The sequence below is a fragment of the Kitasatospora griseola genome (assembly GCF_014648555.1).
Taxonomy (GTDB): Bacteria; Actinomycetota; Actinomycetes; order Streptomycetales; family Streptomycetaceae; genus Kitasatospora; species Kitasatospora griseola.
This window is the reverse complement of the sequence record NZ_BMRI01000002.1, coordinates 74315-92911: the sequence shown is the minus strand read 5'-3', so window position 1 is coordinate 92911 and position 18597 is coordinate 74315. Positions and strand designations below refer to the sequence as shown.

18 protein-coding genes are annotated in these 18597 nt (G+C 74.9%); 4 read left to right on the top strand and 14 right to left on the bottom strand.

Annotation, left to right across the window (positions count from 1 at the left end; translation table 11 throughout):
- Positions 1 to 21: 21 nt before the first annotated feature.
- The 4 genes from IEZ12_RS02925 to IEZ12_RS02910 form a co-directional block, all read right to left on the bottom strand.
- Complete coding sequence (locus tag IEZ12_RS02925) at positions 22 to 627, bottom strand: class F sortase (RefSeq protein ID WP_229847182.1); 606 nt, start codon at positions 625 to 627, stop codon at positions 22 to 24.
- A 53-nt stretch (positions 628 to 680) separates the two neighbouring features.
- Entirely contained in the window at positions 681 to 1367 is a 687-nt protein-coding gene (locus tag IEZ12_RS02920; RefSeq protein ID WP_189270607.1) for a hypothetical protein, read from the bottom strand.
- Between the two features lie 148 nt (positions 1368 to 1515).
- Positions 1516 to 2163, bottom strand: a complete 648-nt coding sequence (locus IEZ12_RS02915; protein WP_229847181.1) for a response regulator — start codon at positions 2161 to 2163, stop codon at positions 1516 to 1518.
- Positions 2148 to 3368 carry a sensor histidine kinase gene (locus IEZ12_RS02910; RefSeq protein WP_229847180.1) on the bottom strand — a complete coding sequence of 407 codons (1221 nt, stop codon included), beginning with the start codon at positions 3366 to 3368 and terminating at the stop codon, positions 2148 to 2150. The genes IEZ12_RS02915 and IEZ12_RS02910 overlap by 16 nt, the downstream gene beginning before the upstream one ends.
- Before the next feature lie 110 nt (positions 3369 to 3478).
- Here IEZ12_RS02910 and IEZ12_RS02905 point away from each other — a divergent pair, with 110 nt between their 5' ends.
- Together IEZ12_RS02905 and IEZ12_RS39930 are read left to right on the top strand one after the other, a co-directional pair.
- Positions 3479 to 4240, top strand: a complete 762-nt coding sequence (locus IEZ12_RS02905; protein WP_189270606.1) for an ABC transporter ATP-binding protein — start codon at positions 3479 to 3481, stop codon at positions 4238 to 4240.
- Positions 4237 to 6627, top strand: coding sequence for an FtsX-like permease family protein (locus IEZ12_RS39930; RefSeq protein ID WP_189270604.1), 2391 nt, complete (start codon positions 4237 to 4239; stop codon positions 6625 to 6627). Before IEZ12_RS02905 ends, IEZ12_RS39930 begins: the two co-directional genes overlap by 4 nt.
- 7 nt (positions 6628 to 6634) lie before the next feature.
- Here IEZ12_RS39930 and IEZ12_RS02895 read toward each other — a convergent pair whose 3' ends face one another.
- The gene (locus tag IEZ12_RS02895) at positions 6635 to 7882 is read right to left on the bottom strand and encodes an FUSC family protein (RefSeq protein ID WP_043910668.1); all 1248 of its coding nucleotides are present in this window, start codon (positions 7880 to 7882) and stop codon (positions 6635 to 6637) included.
- A 209-nt stretch (positions 7883 to 8091) separates the two neighbouring features.
- Here IEZ12_RS02895 and IEZ12_RS02890 point away from each other — a divergent pair, with 209 nt between their 5' ends.
- Complete coding sequence (locus IEZ12_RS02890) at positions 8092 to 9330, top strand: MFS transporter (protein WP_189270602.1); 1239 nt, start codon at positions 8092 to 8094, stop codon at positions 9328 to 9330.
- A gap of 232 nt (positions 9331 to 9562) precedes the next feature.
- On the opposite strand, the gene IEZ12_RS02885 is transcribed toward IEZ12_RS02890, so the two are convergent.
- The 7 genes from IEZ12_RS02885 to IEZ12_RS02855 form a co-directional block, all read right to left on the bottom strand.
- The gene (locus IEZ12_RS02885) at positions 9563 to 10408 is read right to left on the bottom strand and encodes a helix-turn-helix domain-containing protein (protein WP_189270600.1); all 846 of its coding nucleotides are present in this window, start codon (positions 10406 to 10408) and stop codon (positions 9563 to 9565) included.
- A 47-nt stretch (positions 10409 to 10455) separates the two neighbouring features.
- Complete coding sequence (locus IEZ12_RS02880; protein ID WP_189270598.1) at positions 10456 to 11340, bottom strand: class I SAM-dependent methyltransferase; 885 nt, start codon at positions 11338 to 11340, stop codon at positions 10456 to 10458.
- Positions 11337 to 12815 carry a 4-hydroxyphenylacetate 3-hydroxylase N-terminal domain-containing protein gene (locus IEZ12_RS02875; protein ID WP_043910671.1) on the bottom strand — a complete coding sequence of 493 codons (1479 nt, stop codon included), beginning with the start codon at positions 12813 to 12815 and terminating at the stop codon, positions 11337 to 11339. Before IEZ12_RS02875 ends, IEZ12_RS02880 begins: the two co-directional genes overlap by 4 nt.
- Positions 12812 to 13363, bottom strand: coding sequence for a flavin reductase family protein (locus IEZ12_RS02870; RefSeq protein ID WP_189270596.1), 552 nt, complete (start codon positions 13361 to 13363; stop codon positions 12812 to 12814). Before IEZ12_RS02870 ends, IEZ12_RS02875 begins: the two co-directional genes overlap by 4 nt.
- 44 nt (positions 13364 to 13407) lie before the next feature.
- Positions 13408 to 15237 carry an asparagine synthase (glutamine-hydrolyzing) gene (gene asnB, locus IEZ12_RS02865; RefSeq protein ID WP_189270594.1) on the bottom strand — a complete coding sequence of 610 codons (1830 nt, stop codon included), beginning with the start codon at positions 15235 to 15237 and terminating at the stop codon, positions 13408 to 13410.
- On the bottom strand, positions 15237 to 15992 hold the full coding sequence (locus IEZ12_RS02860; protein WP_189270592.1) for a hypothetical protein: 756 nt from the start codon (positions 15990 to 15992) through the stop codon (positions 15237 to 15239). The genes asnB and IEZ12_RS02860 overlap by 1 nt, the downstream gene beginning before the upstream one ends.
- A gap of 123 nt (positions 15993 to 16115) precedes the next feature.
- On the bottom strand, positions 16116 to 16646 hold the full coding sequence (locus IEZ12_RS02855) for a winged helix-turn-helix domain-containing protein (protein ID WP_229847179.1): 531 nt from the start codon (positions 16644 to 16646) through the stop codon (positions 16116 to 16118).
- Positions 16647 to 16721: 75 nt separating this feature from the next.
- Here IEZ12_RS02855 and def point away from each other — a divergent pair, with 75 nt between their 5' ends.
- Positions 16722 to 17369 (top strand): peptide deformylase, encoded by a 648-nt coding sequence (gene def / locus IEZ12_RS02850; RefSeq protein ID WP_189270591.1) that lies wholly within the window; start codon positions 16722 to 16724, stop codon positions 17367 to 17369.
- A 46-nt stretch (positions 17370 to 17415) separates the two neighbouring features.
- Here the strand turns inward: def and IEZ12_RS02845 are convergent, their stop codons facing one another.
- A complete protein-coding gene (locus tag IEZ12_RS02845; protein ID WP_189270590.1) occupies positions 17416 to 17847 on the bottom strand; it encodes a hypothetical protein in 432 nt (143 codons plus the stop codon).
- Positions 17837 to 18334: a copper-binding protein gene (locus IEZ12_RS02840; RefSeq protein ID WP_189270589.1), complete on the bottom strand. Its 498-nt coding sequence runs from the start codon at positions 18332 to 18334 to the stop codon at positions 17837 to 17839. Before IEZ12_RS02840 ends, IEZ12_RS02845 begins: the two co-directional genes overlap by 11 nt.
- Positions 18335 to 18597 lie beyond the last annotated feature (263 nt).

Sequence of the window (18597 nt, the reverse complement as noted above, 5' to 3'; positions counted from 1 at the left end):
TTCAGGTATCGGGCGGGAAGCTCAGGTGGCGGGGCTGCTGGAGGTCAGGTGGGCGTACACCACGGTGTTGGAGTCGTAGCCGTTCTTCCGGTCGTAGTGGCCGCCGCAGGTGATCACCCGCAGTTCGGCGCGGCCGGTCGTCCCGTACACCTCCTCGGACGGGAAGGCGCTCTTCGGGTAGGAGCGCACCTCGTCGACGGTGAAGGTGGCGGTCCGCCGGTCCGCCCGGGTGACGGCGATGGCCAGGCCGGGGCGCAGCAGCCCGAGCCGGTACAGCACGCCCGGGCCGTGCCGGTCGTCCGCGTGCCCGACCACCACGGCGGTGCCGTCCGCGCCGGGCGCGGCGCCGTCGCGGTACCAGCCGACCAGGTTCGCCTGCTCGGTCGGCGGGGTCTCCAGCTCGCCCCGGACGTCCAGGCCGAGCTCGGTGAAGGCGGCGTCCACGGAGATCGACGGGATCCGCAGCCGGCGCGGCGCGGACGGGTCGAGCGCCGGGGAGTCCGGGGTGAGCGTGGCGCGGTGCGACGGGGCGGGGGCCGTGTCGGGCGGGGGCGGTTGGGCGCCGATCAGGCCGTCGCGCACCAGCATGCCGCCGAACAGCACGGCCACGGCCGTGGCGCCGACCACGACGGGGTCGGCGCCACGGGTCCGTCGGCGGCGGGGGGCCCGCCGAGGTGGCGTCAACGGCGCGAGCGACGCAGCCGGCGAGCCACCAGCCAGCCGCCCCCGGCGAGCAGCGCACCGCCGACGGCGATCTCCGCCGGGTTCAGCCCGTGCGAGCCGCCGCCCTCGCCGGCCGCGACCCCGCCCTTCGGCACGTGGCCCTGGTGCACCTGCGGCGGCGCCGAGTGCCCCGGCTGCTCCGCCGACTGCGGATGCTGCTCCGCCGAGTGCCCCGGCTGCTCCGCCGACTGCGGATGCTGCGCGGGCGGCGGGCTGTTCTGGGCGCCGGCGCCGCAGTCGACGGCGAACACCTTCTGCTTGGCCTGCCCGGTCTCGCCGACGAAGTTCCAGATCAGCTTGTACGTGCCGTTCGGCAGCGACAGGTTGGTGGTGTGCCCGGTGCCGCCGGAGAGCACGATGCTGCCCGACAGCGTCCTGGTGCCGGGCGGCTGCTGCTGGTCGATCTCCCAGGACACCAGCTGCACGGTGTCGAAGTTGACGGCGTCCAGGTAGAACTTGCAGACCTTCGGCTCGTCCCGAGGGTCGTTGAACGGCACGCCGGTACTGTGGATCTTCACGTCGCCGTTGTCGCCGGGCGCGGCGAAGGCCGGCGCCGCGGGCGCGGCCAGCGGCAGCGCGGCGGCGCCGAGGAGGACACCGGCACGCAGGGCACGCAGGCGTCGCCCGGCCAGGGTTGGGGCCATGGAGAACTCCGGATGGGTGGACGGGAGCTGCCGGCACCGCGCCGACACCCCACGAGGTTCACCGCGCCCCCGCCACCCGCCACCACAACACTCCGGCCCGGTACGACATTTCGTCCCAACGGTGGAGCGGGCCCACTCCGACGGCCCGTCAGGCACCGAGGTGCCGCAGGACGGCGAGCACCCGGCGGTGGCCGTCGGTGTCGGCGGGCAGGTCGAGCTTGGCGAAGATGTTGCCGATGTGCTTGTTGACGGCGGCGTCACTGATGAACAGCTCGGCGGCCAGGTTGGCGTTCGAGCGACCCTGGGCCATCAGGCCGAGCACCTCCCGCTCGCGGGCGCTCAGCCGCTCCAGCGGATCGTGGTGCAGCCGCACCAGCTGCTGCACCACCTCGGGATCGACCACCGTGCCGCCCGCCGCGACCCGTTCCAGCGCGGCCATGAAGTCGGCGACCGCGCCGACCCGTTCCTTCAGCAGGTAGCCGACGGCCCGGCCCTGGTCGGAGTCGAGCAGCCGCATCGCGTACGACTGGTCCACGTACTGGCTGAGCACGACCACCGGCAGCCGCGGGTGCGCACGGCGCAGCTCGACGGCCGCGCGCAGGCCGTCGTCGCCGTTGGACGGCGGCATCCGGACGTCGGTGACGACCAGCTCGGGAAGCTCGGCGCGGGCCGCCGCCACCAGCGCCGGGGCGTCGCCGACGGCGGCCACCACCCGGTGCCCGAAACGTTCCAGCAGTCCGACCAGGCCCTCCCGCAGCAGCACGGCGTCCTCGGCGACGATCACTCGAAGCGGCACGGAACCTCCACGTGGAGCAGGGTCGGGCCGCCCGGCGGGCTGGACACCCGCAGCCGCCCGTCGACGGCCGCGAGGCGGTCGGCCAGACCGGTCAGGCCGCTGCCGAGGGCCGGATCGGCGCCGCCGCGCCCGTCGTCGGTGACCTCCAGGACCAGCAGGTCGGCGCGGTGGCGGCCGTGCACGGCGGCGGTGCCGGCGCCGCTGTGCCGGGCGATGTTGGTCAGCGCCTCGCTCAGCAGGTAGTACAGGTGCAGCTCAAGCTGCCGCGGCAGTCGGGCGGGCAGGTCGAGATCCACGGTGACCGGCAGCGGGAAGCGGCTGGCCTGCTCGCGGACGGCCGCGGCCAGCCCGTGGTCGGCCAGCACCGGCGGGTTGAGGCCGCGGATCAGGCCGCGCAACTCCCGGTGCGCGGAGCCGAGTTGCTGCTGCGCCTGGGCGAGCTGCCGGCGCAGTGGCGAATCCGGCGGCAGGTCGAGCTCCAGCAGCCCGAGCGTCATGCCGAGCGAGATCAGGTGCTGCTGGGCGCCGTCGTGCAGGTCGCGTTCGATCCGGACCCGCTCGGCGTCGAAGGCGTCGACCAGCCGGGACCGGGAGGCCCGCACCTCCTGCAGGGCGGCGCCCAGCTCCTGGTCGCGCGGGGCGAGCAGCACCCGCACCAGCGCGGCCCGGGCCCCCGCCCAGGCGGTCACCGTCCACGGCGAGGCGAGCAGCACCAGCGCACCGAACACCGTCCACGGCCAGGTGGCGCCGTCCGTCGAGGCGAAGCACAGCGCGGGTAGCCCGAACGAGAAGGCCAGCACCAGCAGGTCCAGCCACCACAGGGCGGCCGCCGAGAGCAGCGCGAAACCCAGCTCGCGCCACGTCGCCTGCTCGGTCAGCCGGGTCGCCGCCCAGGCCCGCAGGCCCGGACCGTCCGGCGCGCGGTGCGGGTCCGGCGCCGGGTCCAGGTCGACCAGCCGCAGCCGCCGCCGCTCCACCGCCGCCACCGCCGTCGCCGACAGCACCACCCCGAGCAGTGGCGCCACACCGACCAGCACCACCAGCAGCACCACGCCCGCCACCAGCCCCGCCGCCAGCACCGCCACGGCGGCCGCGCCGACCAGCACCCCGCTCAGCAGGTACGCCGTCGAGCGCCAGGGCCACCCCGAGGCGAGGAAGGCCACCGGGCGCCGGGCCATCGCCTGCCAAGCCGTTCGAGGACGCACCCGAGCGACTCTAGTGCCCTTTCTTGTGGTGCGCGGTAGTGCCCGCACTACCTTCGAGGTGGTGCACGGGCCAGTGCCCCGGGGCCTCCCGGGCCGGTGGGATGGGCGACATGACAACCCCTCAGCCCGGCGCTCCGGTACGGCTCCACTCGGTGTCGAAGGTGCACGGCCACGGCGAGCACGCCGTCACCGCCCTCGACTCCGTCACCCTCGACTTCCCGCGCGGCACCCTCACCGCCGTCATGGGCCCGTCCGGCTCCGGCAAGTCCACCCTGCTGCACTGCGCGGCCGGACTCGACCGGCCCACCGCCGGGCGGGTCGAACTCGACGGCCACGACCTCGGCGCGCTCGACGAACGCCGCCTCACCGAACTCAGGCGCGACCGGATCGGCTTCGTCTTCCAGGCGTTCAACCTGGTCGAATCCCTCACCGCCGCGCAGAACGTCGAACTGCCCGCCCGGTTCGCCCGCCGCCGCCTGCCTGCCGCCCAGGTCGCCGCCGCCCTGGCCGCGGTCGGCCTCGCCGACCGCGCCGACCACCGCCCCAGCAGGCTCTCCGGCGGCCAGCAGCAACGCGTCGCCCTCGCCCGCGCCCTCGCCGCCCGACCCGCCGTGCTGTTCGCCGACGAACCCACCGGCGCACTCGACACCGCCGCCGGCCGCCACGTCCTGCGCCTGCTGCGCACCCTGGTCGACGACCACGGCCAGACCACCGTGATGGTCACCCACGACCCCGCCGCCGCGGCTGTCGCCGACACCGTCGTCCTGCTCAAGGACGGCCGCTTCGCCGACCGGATCACCCTCGACCCCGGTCGCCCCGCCGCCAACGCCGCGACCGTCGCGGCCCGGACCGCCCGATGGGAGGCGGCATGAGGCCCGCCCGTTCGACGCTGCTGGTTGCCGAACTGCGCACGCGGTGGACCGGCTTTCTGGCGGCCTTCCTCGCCGTGCTGGTGGGCACCGCGTTGATCACGGCCGCCCTCGCCGTCCGGGACGCCGCCGCACCGACCGTGCAGCCCCGGCTGGCTGCCACCGCCGCCCTGGTGCTGCCGCCCCGCGCCGCCGGCACCGACGGCAGCCCCGCCGACCGCATCCCGTGGAGCGAACAGGAAGCGGCCGACCTGCTCGCCGCACTGCGCGCCGACCCCCGAGTGGCGGACGCCGTCGCGGACCGGGCGTTCTACGCCCAGGCGTTCCGCGACGGCCGTCCGATCCTCGACCAGGGCGCCGCCGAAGCCGGGCACGGCTGGTCCGGCGCGGCCCTCGCCCCGTACCGGCTGCTCACCGGCCGGGCCCCCGCCGCCGCCGACGAGGTCGCCGTCGACGCCGCACTCGGCGTGCCCGCCGGCAGCCGACTCACCGTCAACCTGACCGCCGGACACGCCGAGTTCACCGTCACCGGGACCCTCGACGGCCCCGGCTACTGGTTCGACGACCGCACCGCCGCCGCCCGCGCCCCCGGCGTCCGGGCGATCGCCCTGCTCGCCGCACCCGGCACCGGCACCGGCCCTGCGGCCGCCGCCCGTACCGCCGCCGGCGGCCGCGCCGAGATCGTCACCGGCCCGGCCCGCGCCGCCCTCCAGCCCCGCCACCTGGAGCACCGGCGCTTCCTCGCCACCCAACTCCTCGCCGCCGTCACCGCGCTGGCACTGTTCACCACCGCCTTCGCGGTCGCCGCCACGCTCGCCCTGCACACCGCGCTGCGCCGCCGCGACCTCGGCCTGCTGCGGCTGATCGGCGCCGGCCCCGGCCGGATCCGCCGGATGCTGCTCGGCGAGGCCGCCGCCGTCGGCCTGCTCGGCTCCGCCGCCGGCGGCCCCCTGGGCCTCGCCGCCGCGCCCCTGCTCGGCCGGCTGCTGCTGCGACTGGACGCCGCCCCGCCCGACCTGACGACCCGGATCGCCGCCGGGCCGCCACTGCTCGCCGGCGCCGTCGCGACCACGGTGAGCCTGCTCGCCGCCTGGACGTCCGGCCGCACGGCCGCCCGGGTCGCCCCCCTGGACGCCCTGCTGGACAGCCGCGACAGCGACCGCGGAACCGGCCGGCTCCGGCTCGGCTGCGGACTGGCAGCACTCGCCGCCGGCGCGGTCGCCGCCGGGGCCACCGCCGCCACCACCGCCGACGACCGGGTCACCGCCGCGATCACCGCCACCGCCGTCCTGACCACCGCCGCCGCGCTGCTCGCCCCGGTGCTGATCGGCCCGCTCGCCCGGGCCGTCACCGGCCCGCTGCTGCGGCTGCGCCCCGCCTGGCCGCTGCTGCTGCGCGGCGAACTGACGGCCTCGGCCCGGCGCGCCGCCGCCGTGGCCGCACCGGTGATCGCCGCCGTCGGGTTCGCCGTCCTGCTCAGCGGCACGGTGCAGACCATGCGGGCGGCCTACCCCGCCGGCCAGGCGCTGCAGCTGGCCGGACAACGGATCGTCACCGACGACGGCACCCCCGGCACCACCGACGAGGCAGCCGCCGCCAACCCGATCGGCAAGGCCGCACTGCCGGTCCGGGCGTTCGTCCGCTCCGCCGACGGCACCACCACCGCGGTCGACGTCCTCGGCTCCCGCGACCCCGCATGGGACCGGCCCGGTGAGGCGACCCTCGGCCGCAGCCTCGCCGACCGCCTCGGGGTGCGCGCCGGACAGCAGTACGGCATCCGGTTCGCCGACGGCGCGACCGTGCCGGTGCGGATCGCCGAGATACTGCCCGACGACCCGGCCCGCGGCGCGTTCGTGATGTCCCGTGCCCAGGTCCGCGAGCACGACCCGGCGGCCCTCGGCGACGACATCTTCGTCCCCGCCGGGGCCCGGGCCACCGCCGTCCCAGGCACCGCCGTCCACGACGCGATGCGGTACGCCCTGGACGACTACGCCACCGACGCCCGCCTGACCGACACCCTCGCCGCACTGCTGATCGCCGTGGCCACCGGCTACGGCGCCCTCGCCGCCGCCAACGGCGCAGCCGCCGCCGCACACGCCCGCCGCCACGACCTCGCCGTCCTCACCACCGTCGGCGGCACCCACCGCCAACTGCTCGCCCTGACCGCCGCAGAGACCGCCCTGACCGTCGCCATCGGTGCCGCCCTCGGCATCCTCGCGGCGCTGCCACCACTGGCCGCCACCGCCTCCGGCCTCGCCCAGGCAACCGGCGCACACCTCGGCCCGCAGCTCCACCTGCCGACACTGGCTGCCACCGTGCTCGGCTCTCTGGCGACGGCGGTGGCGGCGAGCACTCTCACGACGTGGCGCACCTTCCGCCGCGGCGGGTGACGCGCCGTCAGGCGGCCTGCCGGTCGGGCTTGCGGCGGCGCGGGCGCAGGCGCTCGCCGCGGGCCAGGCGGCGGATGCCGGCGAAGCGGGAGAAGCGGTCCCGGTCGGCGACGGAGGCCCGGTCGAGTTCCTCCATCAGCCGGCGGGAGCGGTGCTCCAGATCCAGTTCGTCCAGGATCCGGTCCACCTCGGCGAGCAGGGAGCCGTGCAGCTGCCAGGCCTGCGGGTCCTGCTGGATGCGGCGCAGCAGCAGCTGCGCGACGTTCTCCCGGCAGGTCCAGGCCGCGGCCAGCTCGGACGTCAGGCGCTGCTCGGCCTCCTCCGCGTTGCGGCTGACCTGGGTGGTGACCAGCACCGCGAAGCTCACCAGCGCCCCGCCGATGTGCGCGAACAGCTCCTCCAGCGCCACCGCGACCTCCGACGGGAACAGCTGCTCGTCGACGGTGCGCCGCTTGGCCAGGTCGGTCAGCGAGCGGGCGATCACCCGGATCACCACCACGCAGATCTCCAGGGTGTCCAGGCCGGTGCGCAGCACCAGCCGCGACAGCAGGCCCTCGCTGATCCGCGGGTTCAGTCGCAGACTGTCCTCGGCCTGCCGCAGCGCGCCGTCCACCTCCGCGATCGCCTGGTCCAGCCGGCGCGCCTCGTGCAGCCGCTCGGCGGCCCGCTCCACCGGCACCGGGCGGCCCAGCTCCTCCGCGAGGTCCAGCAACAGGTGACGGGCCCGCCGGGCCAGGTCCTCGATCTTCTCCCCGGCGGTGTCCACCCACACCGGCGGCGCGAACACCAGGTTGAACAGCAGGCCGACGGCCGCGCCGATCACCGTCTCCAGCACCCGGTCCCAGGCCTGCGTGGTGACCTGCGAGACGCCCAGGATCAGCATCGCGCTGATCGCCACCTCCTGGACGAACTCGTCGACCCGGACGAACCGCCCCACCGTCAGCGACGCCAGGATGATCAGCCCCAGGCTCCACCAGGACAGCCCCACCACGGTGGAGAACCCGATCGCGATCAGCACCCCGACCACCACCGAATTGACCCGCCGCACGCTGGTCTTCAGCGTCGAGTACACCGTCACCTGGACCACCAGCAGCGCCGTCAGCGGCGCCGTCAACGGCACCGGCTCCCGGCTCAGCCAGGTCGCCACCACGTACGCCAGCGTCGCCGCGACCGTGGCCCGCACCGTCTGCACCACGAACGGGTCCCTGGCACCGCGACGCACCAGCGCCGCCACCGACTCCGGAACAACACGCATGCCGCCCTTCTATCCCCCCGGGCGGACTCCACACCTGCTGACACTCCAGCAACGTGTGAGCGGCGGTCACAGGACCAACGCCTGTCTGGTTGCCGCCCCCGCCCGCCGCCCAGGATGGCCGCATCGGGCCCCCGTACCCCCCGCGCGCGGCCGACGGCGTTCCCCGGTCCGAGGACGCGCTGCGCGCTGCTGACGAGGTGGTGGTCGCCGTGAGCGACGTGTCCGACCTTTCCCGGGCCGAGGCGGAGACGCCGGCCGAACCGGTGTTCCGGCGACGGCGGTACGCCGGGGTGCTCGCCCTGCTCTTCCTGTTCGGGACGGAGACCTTCCTGGTCTCCCCGCTGCTGCCGACCATCGCCGGCTCGATCCACGTCAGCGAGGCCGCCGCGGCCTCCACCGTCACCGCGTACGTCCTGGTCTACGCGGTCTGCGCGCCGTTCCTCGGCCTGCTCAGCGACCGGTTCGGACGACGGCGCACCCTGCTGGCCGGCACCGCGCTGTTCGTGCTCTCCAACGCCGCCGCCGCGCTCTCCACCGACCTCACCCTGCTGGTGCTCTCCCGCGCCCTGGCCGGACTCGCCGCCGCGGCCGCCGGCCCCGCGATCTGGGCGCACATCGCCGAAACCGCCCCCGACGCGGTCCGCGGCCGCGCCCTCGGACTCGGCATGGCCCTGTTCTCCACCGGCCAGGTCATCGGCGTCCCGCTCGGCGGACTCCTGGCCGGCGCGGCCGGCTGGCGCGCCGCGTTCTGGGCGCTCACCGCGGGCACGGCCGCCGCCGTCCCGCTGCTGCTCCGCCAGGTCGCCCCGCGGCCCACGTCTCCCGCCGGCGGCACGATCCTCGCCATCCTGGCCGCCTGGCGGGACCCCGCCCTGCGCCGCGCCCTCCTGGTCAACACCGCCTTCAACGCCGCCAACCTCGGCGCCTACACCTTCCTCGGCGCCGTCCTCGGCGACCGCTTCGACCTCTCCGTCCAGGCCCTCGGCCTGGTCGGCATCCTGGTCGGCGCCGGCAGCGTGGCGGGCTCCCTGCTCGGCGGCCGCCTCGGCGACAAGGCCCGCGCGGCGGGCCGCCAGCCGGCCCTGCTCCCCTTCTGGGCGCTGCTCCTCGCCGTGGGCATCGCCCTCGCCGTGGCGGGACCGGGCCTGATCCTCTCCCTCCTGGGCGTCCTCCTCTGGTTCGTCGCCTCCGGCGGTTTCGTGACGGACCAGCAGACCCTGGCCGGCACCGTCGCCCCCGCCCACCGGGCCACCTCCAGCGCCTGGCTGACCTCCACGATGTACGCGGGCACGGGCGTCGGCGCCTGGGCGATCGGCGCTTTCGGCAACGTCGCGCACGGGTCGCTGATCGTGGGCGTCGTGCTCGCGCTTGCGGCGGCCGCGGGCACAGTGCGGGTGCGGAACGCAGGCGGACGTGAAACGCAGGTGGGCGCGAAAACAGGGGCGTGAAACGCAGGCGGACGCGAATCGCAGGCGGGCGCGAAAACAGGGGCGCGTGGGGGTACCTCCCGGCCCGCCAGGGCTGGGGGAGAACTGCGCGACAAGCGCCAACCAATCCGCAAGGTCGCGATCAATGGCAAGTCATTGCCCACGTCGCGATCTTGCGGTGGGGTGCCTTCCGCTTCGCGCAGTTCCCCGCGCCCCTGGTTTCGCACCCGCTCGCGCCCCTGGTAGGTGCTTCCTACGCCGTCGCCCGGAGCGGGCGCTCGATCAGGTCGTTCATCCGCGCCAGGTCCGCCGGACTGTTCGGGGTGAACAGCAGCACCAGCGCCGACGGATCGTCCACCGGGTGGAACGAGCTCAGCGTCAGGTGCACCGCGGTGCTCGCCGGCGGGGAGACCACCACCTCGCGGGCGGTGAGTTCGGCGACGGTGTGGCAGCCCCACCAGTGGCGGAGGTCGGGGGCGTCCGCTTCGAGGTGGCGGTAGAGCTCGTCGGTGCGGGGGTCGGCGATGGCGGGGCCGGCCTGGGCGCGGAAGTGCTGGAAGACGTTCATGGCGAGCGGCTCCCAGTCGTGCAGGACGCTGCGCAGGTGGCGGTCGACGGCCATCAGCCACATCAGGTTGCGGCGGTCGACGTCGACCTTCTCGGGGGAGCCCCACAGTGCCGTCCAGGCGGCGTTCCAGGCGAGCAGGTCGAAGTGCCGGTCGAGCAGGACGGCGGGGCTGGTGGGCCAGGAGTCGAGGACGGGGCGGACCGCGTCGGCGAGCCGCTCGGCGGCGGTGCGGTCCGCGGGGACGGGCTCGTGGTAGCCGGCCAGTCGCATGGCGTGCCGCAGGCCCGCCGCGTCCAGGCGGAGGGCGCGCGCCACCGCCTCCAGGACCTGCCGGGAGGCGGTGACGCGGCCCTGTTCGAGCCAGGTGTACCAGGCGAGGCCGACGCCGGAGAGCGAGGCGACCTCTTCGCGGCGCAGCCCGGGGGTGCGTCGCCGGGCGGTGGCGGTGAGTCCGACGTCGGCGGGCTGGAGGCGTTCGCGGTGGGCGCGCAGGAAGGCGCCGAGCTCCTGACTGACGGCGGGGGTGGACACGGGTGGCTCCTCGTTGCGGGCGGTTCCGGGGGCGTCGCGCACCCACCCTAGGCGCGGGACGGGCGGTTTCCGGTTCCTGAAACAAACTCCTCATGTGCCGTCAACTCCCAGAGTCGAACCGGCATTCGGCTGACCCGTCCGAGCGTGTTCTGCCGCCGCCAGGCGCTCGCCCCGATCGCCCGGTAGAAGTCGGCGCGGCGCTCTCCGGGCAGCACCCGGGCGTAGTAGTCGCCGAAGGTCGCGGCGTGGAAGTGCTCGTACTGCTCGGCCGACTCGACGGTGACGATCGCGTCGCGTTCCGTGTGGCCGGCGACGCGCAGGTGCGGGGCGAGGACGGTGAGCAGGTCGTCGACGGTGCGGGTGCGGGTGGCGATCGGCAGGACGCCGTGCGCGGCGAGCAGCGCGGGGACGTCGGCGGCGGGAGTGCCGAGCGCGGTGAGCGCCTCGCGGACCAACTCGTCCTCGCCGCCCAGCCCGTGGGCGTCCCGGGCCGGGTGGTAGGTGGTGAGCAGGAAGCGCCCGCCGGGGGCGAGGTGTTCGGCGGCCCAGGCGAAGATCCGGTCCTCGTCCGGGTACAGCCAGTGCAGGACCGAGGTCTGGGTGATCACCTGGGCGCGGTACGGGAGTTGCTCGGGCCCGGTGAGGTCGGCGGCGTGCAGCGCGACGCGTTCGCCGTACGGGGCGAGGCGGTCGGCGGCTTCGGCGATCCGGTGCTCGGAGCGTTCCAGGCCGACGGCGAGGCGGAGCGAGGGGAAGCGGTCGAGGGCGGTGGCGAGCAGCTGGCCGATGCCGCTGCCCAGGTCGATCAGCGTCTCGGGGTCTCCGGTGACGCGGTCCAACACCCAGTCGCGGTCCTGGACTTGGCGCAGTCGGCTGGCGTCGGCGTACCCGGCGAGGGTGCGGGCCTGGATCTCGACGGCGGACGGGCTCACGTGCGGGCCTCCTGAACGTTCGCGGCGGGGTCGTCGAGCAGGGCGAGCAGTCGGGCCCTGGTCGCGGACTGGTCGTAGCGGTGGAAGACGGTGATGCGGTTGCGGGCGAGGTCGCCGCGGTGGACGTACTCGTACAGGTCCTGGCGCTGGCCGAAGCCGTCCCCGGTGAGTTCCCAAGCCAGCCGGAACAGCCGGGACTTGGCCTCGACGTCGATGTCCCGCCCGCGCATGTAGCGGTCGAGGTGCGGCCGCAGCCGCGGGTTGGCGAGGTCGCCGGGGGAGGGCTGCATCAGCAGGCCGGACGCGCCGATCCGGCGGACGATCTCGACGGCGTCGCCGGCGACTTCGGCCGACCAGACCCGGGAGGCGAAGGTGTCGCCGGGGGCGAACAGGCCGGCGTCGGTGAGCGCGCCGCGGTTCTCCGCCGCGTCCAGGAAGTACTCGGTGAGCTCGGCGTACCCGGCGAGGCGGCCCAAGTCCTCCTGGATGTTGCGGAACTGGCTGACGCCGATCGACTCGGCGAGCAGCGTGGCGGTGGCCAGCAGGGTGCGCAGGCGCTCCCGGTAGCGGATGTGGCCGACGTAGGCGCTCCAGGCGTTGATCCGGGCCAGGCCGCGGCGGGCCAGGTCGGCGTCGCGCAGCAGGAACACCCGGTCCCACGGCACCAGGACGTCGTCGAAGAACAGCATCGCGTCCTGCTCGTCGTAGCGGGCGCCGAGCGGATGGCCGTGTCCCCACGGGGCGGTGCCGAGCGGTTCGCGGGCCAGCGTGATCAGGCCGGGCGTGTTCAGCGGCAGCGCGAACCACACCACGAACTGCTCGGCCCGGCCCTGGGTGAAGGACGCCGACAGGTACACCAGCACCTCGTGCGCCAGCGGTGCGAGGGTGGTGAGCTGCTTCGCCCCGCGCACCACGATGCCGTTCTCGTTCTCCGACAGCACGCGCAGCGCCAGGTCGGGATCGTCCAGCGGGTTCGCCGAGCGGTCGATCTGCGGGTCGCCCAGCGCGTGCGAGAGCACCAGGTCGTTCTGTGCGCAATGCCGGTACCAGGCTTCGGCGTTGGCCCCGAACCGGGGATCGGCGGCGCCGAGCCGGTGGCGGAAGTCGTGCACACCGACGGCGATCGAGGCCATGAACGCCGGGGAGCGGCCCTGCTGCCCGAGCGCCTCCGCGTGCCAGAACTCGGCGCTGCGCCGCTGGACGCGCAACTCCTCCAGGGTGGTGGGCGGTTGGTAGGCGCGGGCCAGGCGCAGCCCGGTGTCCGGGTCCTTGAAGGTCAGCAACTCGCGGTGCTCGGGCTGGTGCTGGAGGTCGAGCAGGCGGCCGAGTTCCTCGGCGGCGGGCCGGAACGCCGGGTGCTCGGCCGGGTTGCCGATGCGCTGCCCGTCCAGGTACAGCTCGCGGCCGTCGTCGAGTTCGGCCAGGTAGCGGGCGCCGGTGAGCAGGCCGCGCGGCTCCGGGGACAGCAGGGTCATGCGCCAACTCCTTGCGCTGGAGGATCGGTTGGTGGGAGCTCGGTCGGTGGGAGCTCGGTGGGCGGGAGCTCGGGGCCGAGCTGTCGGTAGCGGGCGGCGTGGTGCAGCAGCGGACGGGCCGTTCCCTCGCCGACCGCGAGGGCCTCGCCGACCAGCAACAGGTGGTCGCCGACCGGGAGTTCGGCGTACAGCCGGGCGTCGAACCAGGCCGTCGCGCCGGCCGGCACCGGCCCGCCGGTCGGGGCGTCGAGCACCGGCAGGTCGGTGAAGCCGCCCCGGGCCCGGCCCGCGCCGGGGGTGGCGAAGCGGCGGGCCAGCGCCGCCTGGTGCTCGCCCAGCACCGCGACGGTGAAGCGTCCGGCCGCGCGCACCGCGGCCGTCAGCGGGCTGCGGCGGGAGACCGCGACGCCGATCAGCAGCGGGTCGAGCGAGAGGGTGGCGAACGAGGAGACGGTCTTCGCGTGTTCGAGACCCGCCCAGCGGACGGTGAGCACGGCGACGCCGGTCGGCCAGTGCCGGGCGGCCGAACGGAAAGCGGTTTCCGTCACCGTCTGGAAAGCGGTTTCCCGTTGGGTCTCGCGGGCCGGCGCGCTCACCGCAGACCCACCCGATAGGCCCGCAGCCACTCGTCGACCTGCACCAGGTGGTCCAGGCCGCCGACCGGGTTCGGCGCGGTGCGCGGGCTGGGCAGCGGACGGCCCTCGGCGAGGTGGCGGCGCACCAGGTCCCGGTCCACCAGGTCGAACACCGGCGCGGCCGGGTCGGCCAGCAGCTCGTGGGCGCGGGTGGTCAGCACCTCGGTGTAGCGCACCGCCGGGGTGGACGGGTAGCCGGACTTCGGACGGTCCGTCACCTGCGGTGGCAGCAGGTCGCGCACCGCGTCCCGGAGCAGCCCCTTGGCCCGGCCGCCGGGTGACTTCAGCTCCCACGGCACGTTCCACAGGTACTCCACCAGCCGGTGGTCGCAGAACGGCACCCGGACCTCCAGGCCGACCGACATCGACACCCGGTCCACCCGGTCCAGCAGCGGCGGCAGCCAGCGGGTCAGCGCCAGGTGGAAGGTCTCCCGCACCTTCGCCGCCGCCGGGTCCTCCCCGTCCAGCCGCGGCACCGAGGCGAGGCTGCTGCGGTACGCGGCCTCGGTGTACTCCGCCGGTCGGACCTCGGCGCGCACCTCCGGGCGCAGCAGCGCGGCCGGGGTGGTGCGGCCGTGCAGCCACGGGAAGGTGCCGGAGGCGAGCGCCGCCGCGTCGTGGAAGTACGGGTAGCCGCCGAACACTTCGTCCGCGGCCTCGCCGGACAGCGCGACCGTGGAGCGGCGGCGCACCTCGCGGAACAGCAGGTGCAGCGAGGCGTCCATCTCGCCCCAGCCGGGGCGGTCGCGGGCCCGCAGCACGGCGTCGCGGGCGTCCAGCAGGTCGTCGTCGGGGATCAGCACGCTGGTGTGCACGGTGCCGATGTGGGCGGCGGCGGCCTGCACGAACGGGGCGTCCTGGCCGGTGCGCCAGGCGTCGGGGGCGCGGTCGGCGCTGCCGGGGAAGTCCACCGAGAAGCTGGTGATCTTGCCTTGGCCGCCCCGCTCCCGGGCGGCCGCGGCCAGCGCGGTGATCGCGGAGGAGTCCACGCCGCCGGACAGCAGCGTGCACAGCGGGACGTCGCTGACCAGCTGCCGCTCCACCGCGTCCGCGAGCAGCGCCCGCACGGTGGCCCGGGTGGTCGGTTCGTCGTCCGCGTGCGCGGCCGACTCCAGCCGCCAGTACGGGATTTCACGCACCGCATGGCGGCTCGCCAGCACCAGGTGCCCCGGCCGGACTTCGTGCAGCCCGCGGAACAGGCCGTGCCCGGTGCTCGGCGCGGCCGGCAGTGCGAACAGCTCCGCGATGCCGGCCGCGTCCAACTCGGCCCGCAGCAACGGGTTCGCGAGCACCGCCTTCGGCTCGGAGCCGAACAGCACGCCGTTCGCGTGCCGGTGCCAGTAGAGCGGCTTGATTCCCAAGTGGTCGCGTACCAGCAGGAGTTCCTCGTTGAGGGCGTCCCACAGCGCATACCCGAAGATGCCGTTGAACCGGGCCGGCGCCCGGTGCCCCCACTGCAGGTGCGCGCGGAGGACCACCTCGGTGTCGGAACGGGTCCGGAACACGTGCCCGTGCGTCTCCAACTCGGCCCGCAGCTCACGGTGGTTGTAGAGCTCTCCGTTGTACGCCAGCACCGCCCGGGCGGGCTCGCCGTCCGCGAACGGCTGCAGCCCGCCGTCCAGGTCGATCACCGCCAGCCGGGTGTGGCCCAGCGCGGCGTGCCGCGACAGCCACACCCCGTCGGCGTCCGGGCCCCGGCACAGCAGGGTCTCCGTCATCCGGCGGACCGTCTCCGCGCGCAGCCGCAGATCCTCCGCCCAGTCCAGCCAGCCGGTCACTCCGCACATCAGGGCGCCCCCGTCGTCTCGTCGGCCTCTTCTTCGGCGCTCGCCTCCCAGTGGCAACCGTGGCCGGTCGGACCGGAGAGCAGGCGGTGCGCCGGGCGGAAGCCCTTGGCGCGGATGTTCGCGGACAGCGCGTGCGTGCAGTACGTGCACGGTGAGGCGAGGGTGATCGTCACCCCGCTGCGGCGGGCCTGCTCGCGGTAGTCCCAGATCGCGCAATGCGTGATGGTCAGCGCGGCGTGCCGCGGGCCGGGCGGTTGTGCGTCGTCGAACTCGTAGTCGGAGCCGTACAGTTCGGCCTGCCGGGCGATCCGGTGGATCGGGTCCGCCGCGCCCCGCCCGTGGTCCGGCTCGACGGTGCGGTGCACCTCGGCGTTGGACGCCGCCCACGCCGCGAGCACCTGCTCGCCGTAGTGCCGCACCAGGAAGCGCTCCATCAGCGCCTGCCCGCGGAAGAACAGCCGCTGCCACTGCGCGGACGGCGCGGCCCCGTCCGGCAGGTCGGCGAAGATCTCGCCCTGCAACGCGAACCACTCCGCGAGCTGCGGCTGGTCGCCCAGGCTCACCAGGTACCTGGTCAGCCCGGCCTCCGCCTCGTGCAGGCGTCGCCGCCAGAGCGCGGAGCGCTCGGCATCCGGCATCGACCGGTACGGCGAACGCCAACTCTCCTGCCCTGCCTCCGAGTTGAGCGGCAGCAGCGCAACCTGGCGCCCCGCCGGCCCGTCCGGCCCGGTTCTGCCCTCGGGTGCGACGCCCATCGGTGCTCTCCCTCCGACCCGCACGGCTACGTCCTGCCAGCCACGCTAGGCAGCACCCACCGGGCCCCAGAAGCCCCGAACGGATCCCCCCGGGGGCGACCTTCGTCGCCTGCGGGGCGCCGCTCAGCCGGGCAGCAGCGGGACGATCCGGGCGGCGGCGGCGTACGGCTGCGCGCCGCGCGGACGGTCCTCGCGGTCGACGTACCGTGCCATCAACGCCCTTACCTTCTGCCGGAGTTCGTCGGCCTCGGCGGGCGTCAGGTGCAGCACGGCGGTGAACGGCTCGGCGGCCGCTTCAGCCGCTTCAGGCGCTTCGGGCGCTTCGGCCGCCTCTGCCGCTTCGGCGGCGTCGGTCGCTCCGGTCGGGTGGACGGGGTGCGGCGCGGGGGTGGCCTCGGTCTCCCAACGCAGCCGCCACGGGCGGGCGCGGCCACCCTGCGGGACCTCCTCGACCAGCCCGTAGCGGGCCAACTGTCGCAGGTGGAACGAGCACAGGCCCGAGCTGAGCCCGAGCCGCGCGGCGGCCCCGGTCGACGTCACGGTGCCGGCCTCGGCCAGCAGGTCCAGCAGGGCGATCCGGACGGGGTGGTCGGGCAGCGGGCGGCGGACACCGGGCGGCAGCGCCCGCTCGGTCTCGCGAATCTCATCGGTCACTTTGCAAAGCGTGCTACTTTGCAAAGTAGATGACAAGCCGTCACACCAGCGAGTAGAGGCAGGCAAAGACCCCTCATGGCCGACACCCCGCAGGACCGCCGGGTCCGCGTCCAGGGCGAACCCGTCGACACCTACCCGGCGCTCGCCCCCGAGACGGAACGCGGCGCGGTCCGCCGGATCACCGTCGTCGGCGAGCCGGTCCTGCACCGCCGCTGCCGGCCCGTCACCGAGTTCGGCACCCCCGAACTCGCCCGCCTGATCGACGACATGTTCGCCACCAACCACATCGCGGACGGCGCCGGCCTGGCCGCCAACCAGGTCGACGTCGACCTCCAGCTCTTCATCTGGGACATCACCGACGACTGGGGCGTCCGCCACGTCGGCCACCTGGCCAACCCCGTCCTCGAAGACCTCCCCGCCACCCACCGCCGCCTGCTCGAAGAACCCGAAGGCTGCCTCTCCGTCCCCGGCCCCCACCGCGAACTCGCCCGCCCCGACCACGCCGTCGCCCACGGCTTCGACCTCCACGGCCGCCCCCTCACCATCGAGGGCCACGGCTACTTCGCCCGCTGCCTCCAACACGAGACCGACCACCTCCACGGCCGCCTCTACCTCGACCGCCTCCCGGCCCGCGCCCGCAAGTCCGCCCTCCGCGAGATGGGCGACCGCCAGGCCGACGTCTTCGCCCGCCGCGCCGCGAACGCGTCCCGCCTCGGAAAGTAGGCGCCTCGCCGGGGCGCCGTGGCCACGGCGTCGTGCCCGTCGGCGCTCAGTGGGGACGCCGGGTGGTGAGGAACCCCGCGATCGCGGTGACGGTGGCGACGGCCTCGGCGATCGCGGTCGTGGTCTTCTCGGGGAACCAGGCGGGTTCGTACATGTTCGGCAGCGGGCCGATGGCGCCCACGTCCACGTAGCGGTACAGGAGCAGGACGCCGAGGGCGGAGGCGGACACCAGCGCGGCGAACATCCACACGGCCCGCCGGTGCCCGGCCACCAGCACGAGGAGCGCGGCGAGGGCGGCGACGGCCGCTTCGAGCCGGAACAGCGTGCCCTGGGTGAGGTCCGCGCCGATCGCGTCGTAGCCAGGGGCGAGGTCGGCGTGGATCGCGGCACTCACCGCCAGCGCCGCCGCCGTGACCAACTGGAGCGCCCGGCGCAGCAGCGGCCGCTCGGTGTCGGAGTGCCGGATGTCAGTAGCCATTGCCGGGCGGAGTGGCGCCGGTGGCCCCGCCGGTCGGCGCGGGCGACCCCGTCCCGCCCGCACCGACCTGGACGTGGGCGTCCATGCCGAGCGCCTTGTGGTCGTCGATCGGACACCACAGCTCGTAACTGCCCTGCTGGAGCGTGACGGTGAACTGTGCGTCGCCGCCCGGCGGGATGGGCGAGGTCTGCATGGTGGCGACGCCGGGGCCCGAGATGGCCAGCGCGTGGTCCGTCGTCCCGGCGTTGTGGGCGACGAACGTGTGGCTGCCGGGCGTCAGCTGCATCTCGGAGAATCCGAGGGAGTACTCCTTCTCGGTCACCGTGACGGTCCCCGCCGGCCCGCCGGTCGCGCCACCCGTCGGGCTGTTCGTCGCAGTGGGGGACTTGCCGTTGCTGCTGCATGCCGTGGCAGCGGCCATCAAGGCGGCTGCCACCAGCGCGGTGCGGGTGAGAACGCTGGATCGGCGTACGGGGATCACGGTCATCGCCTCCTTGTTTGGGGACGAGCCTGGGGTACCTGGCCGGCCAACCGGCCGCGACACTCCCACCACCTGCGGCCGTCCACCCGATCAGCCGTTCATATGACGTGCGTGCGCGGCCCCACCCGTGACGGATGCCGGACGCACCGGGGCGAGGAGCGCCCGGCGGGCGAGGCGGACGGTTCAGTCCACGCCGAGCACGCCGTCGCGGACCTCGCGCCGGCGCAGCGATTCCCGGTCCTCTTCGGCGAGGCTGAACCGGGCCGTCC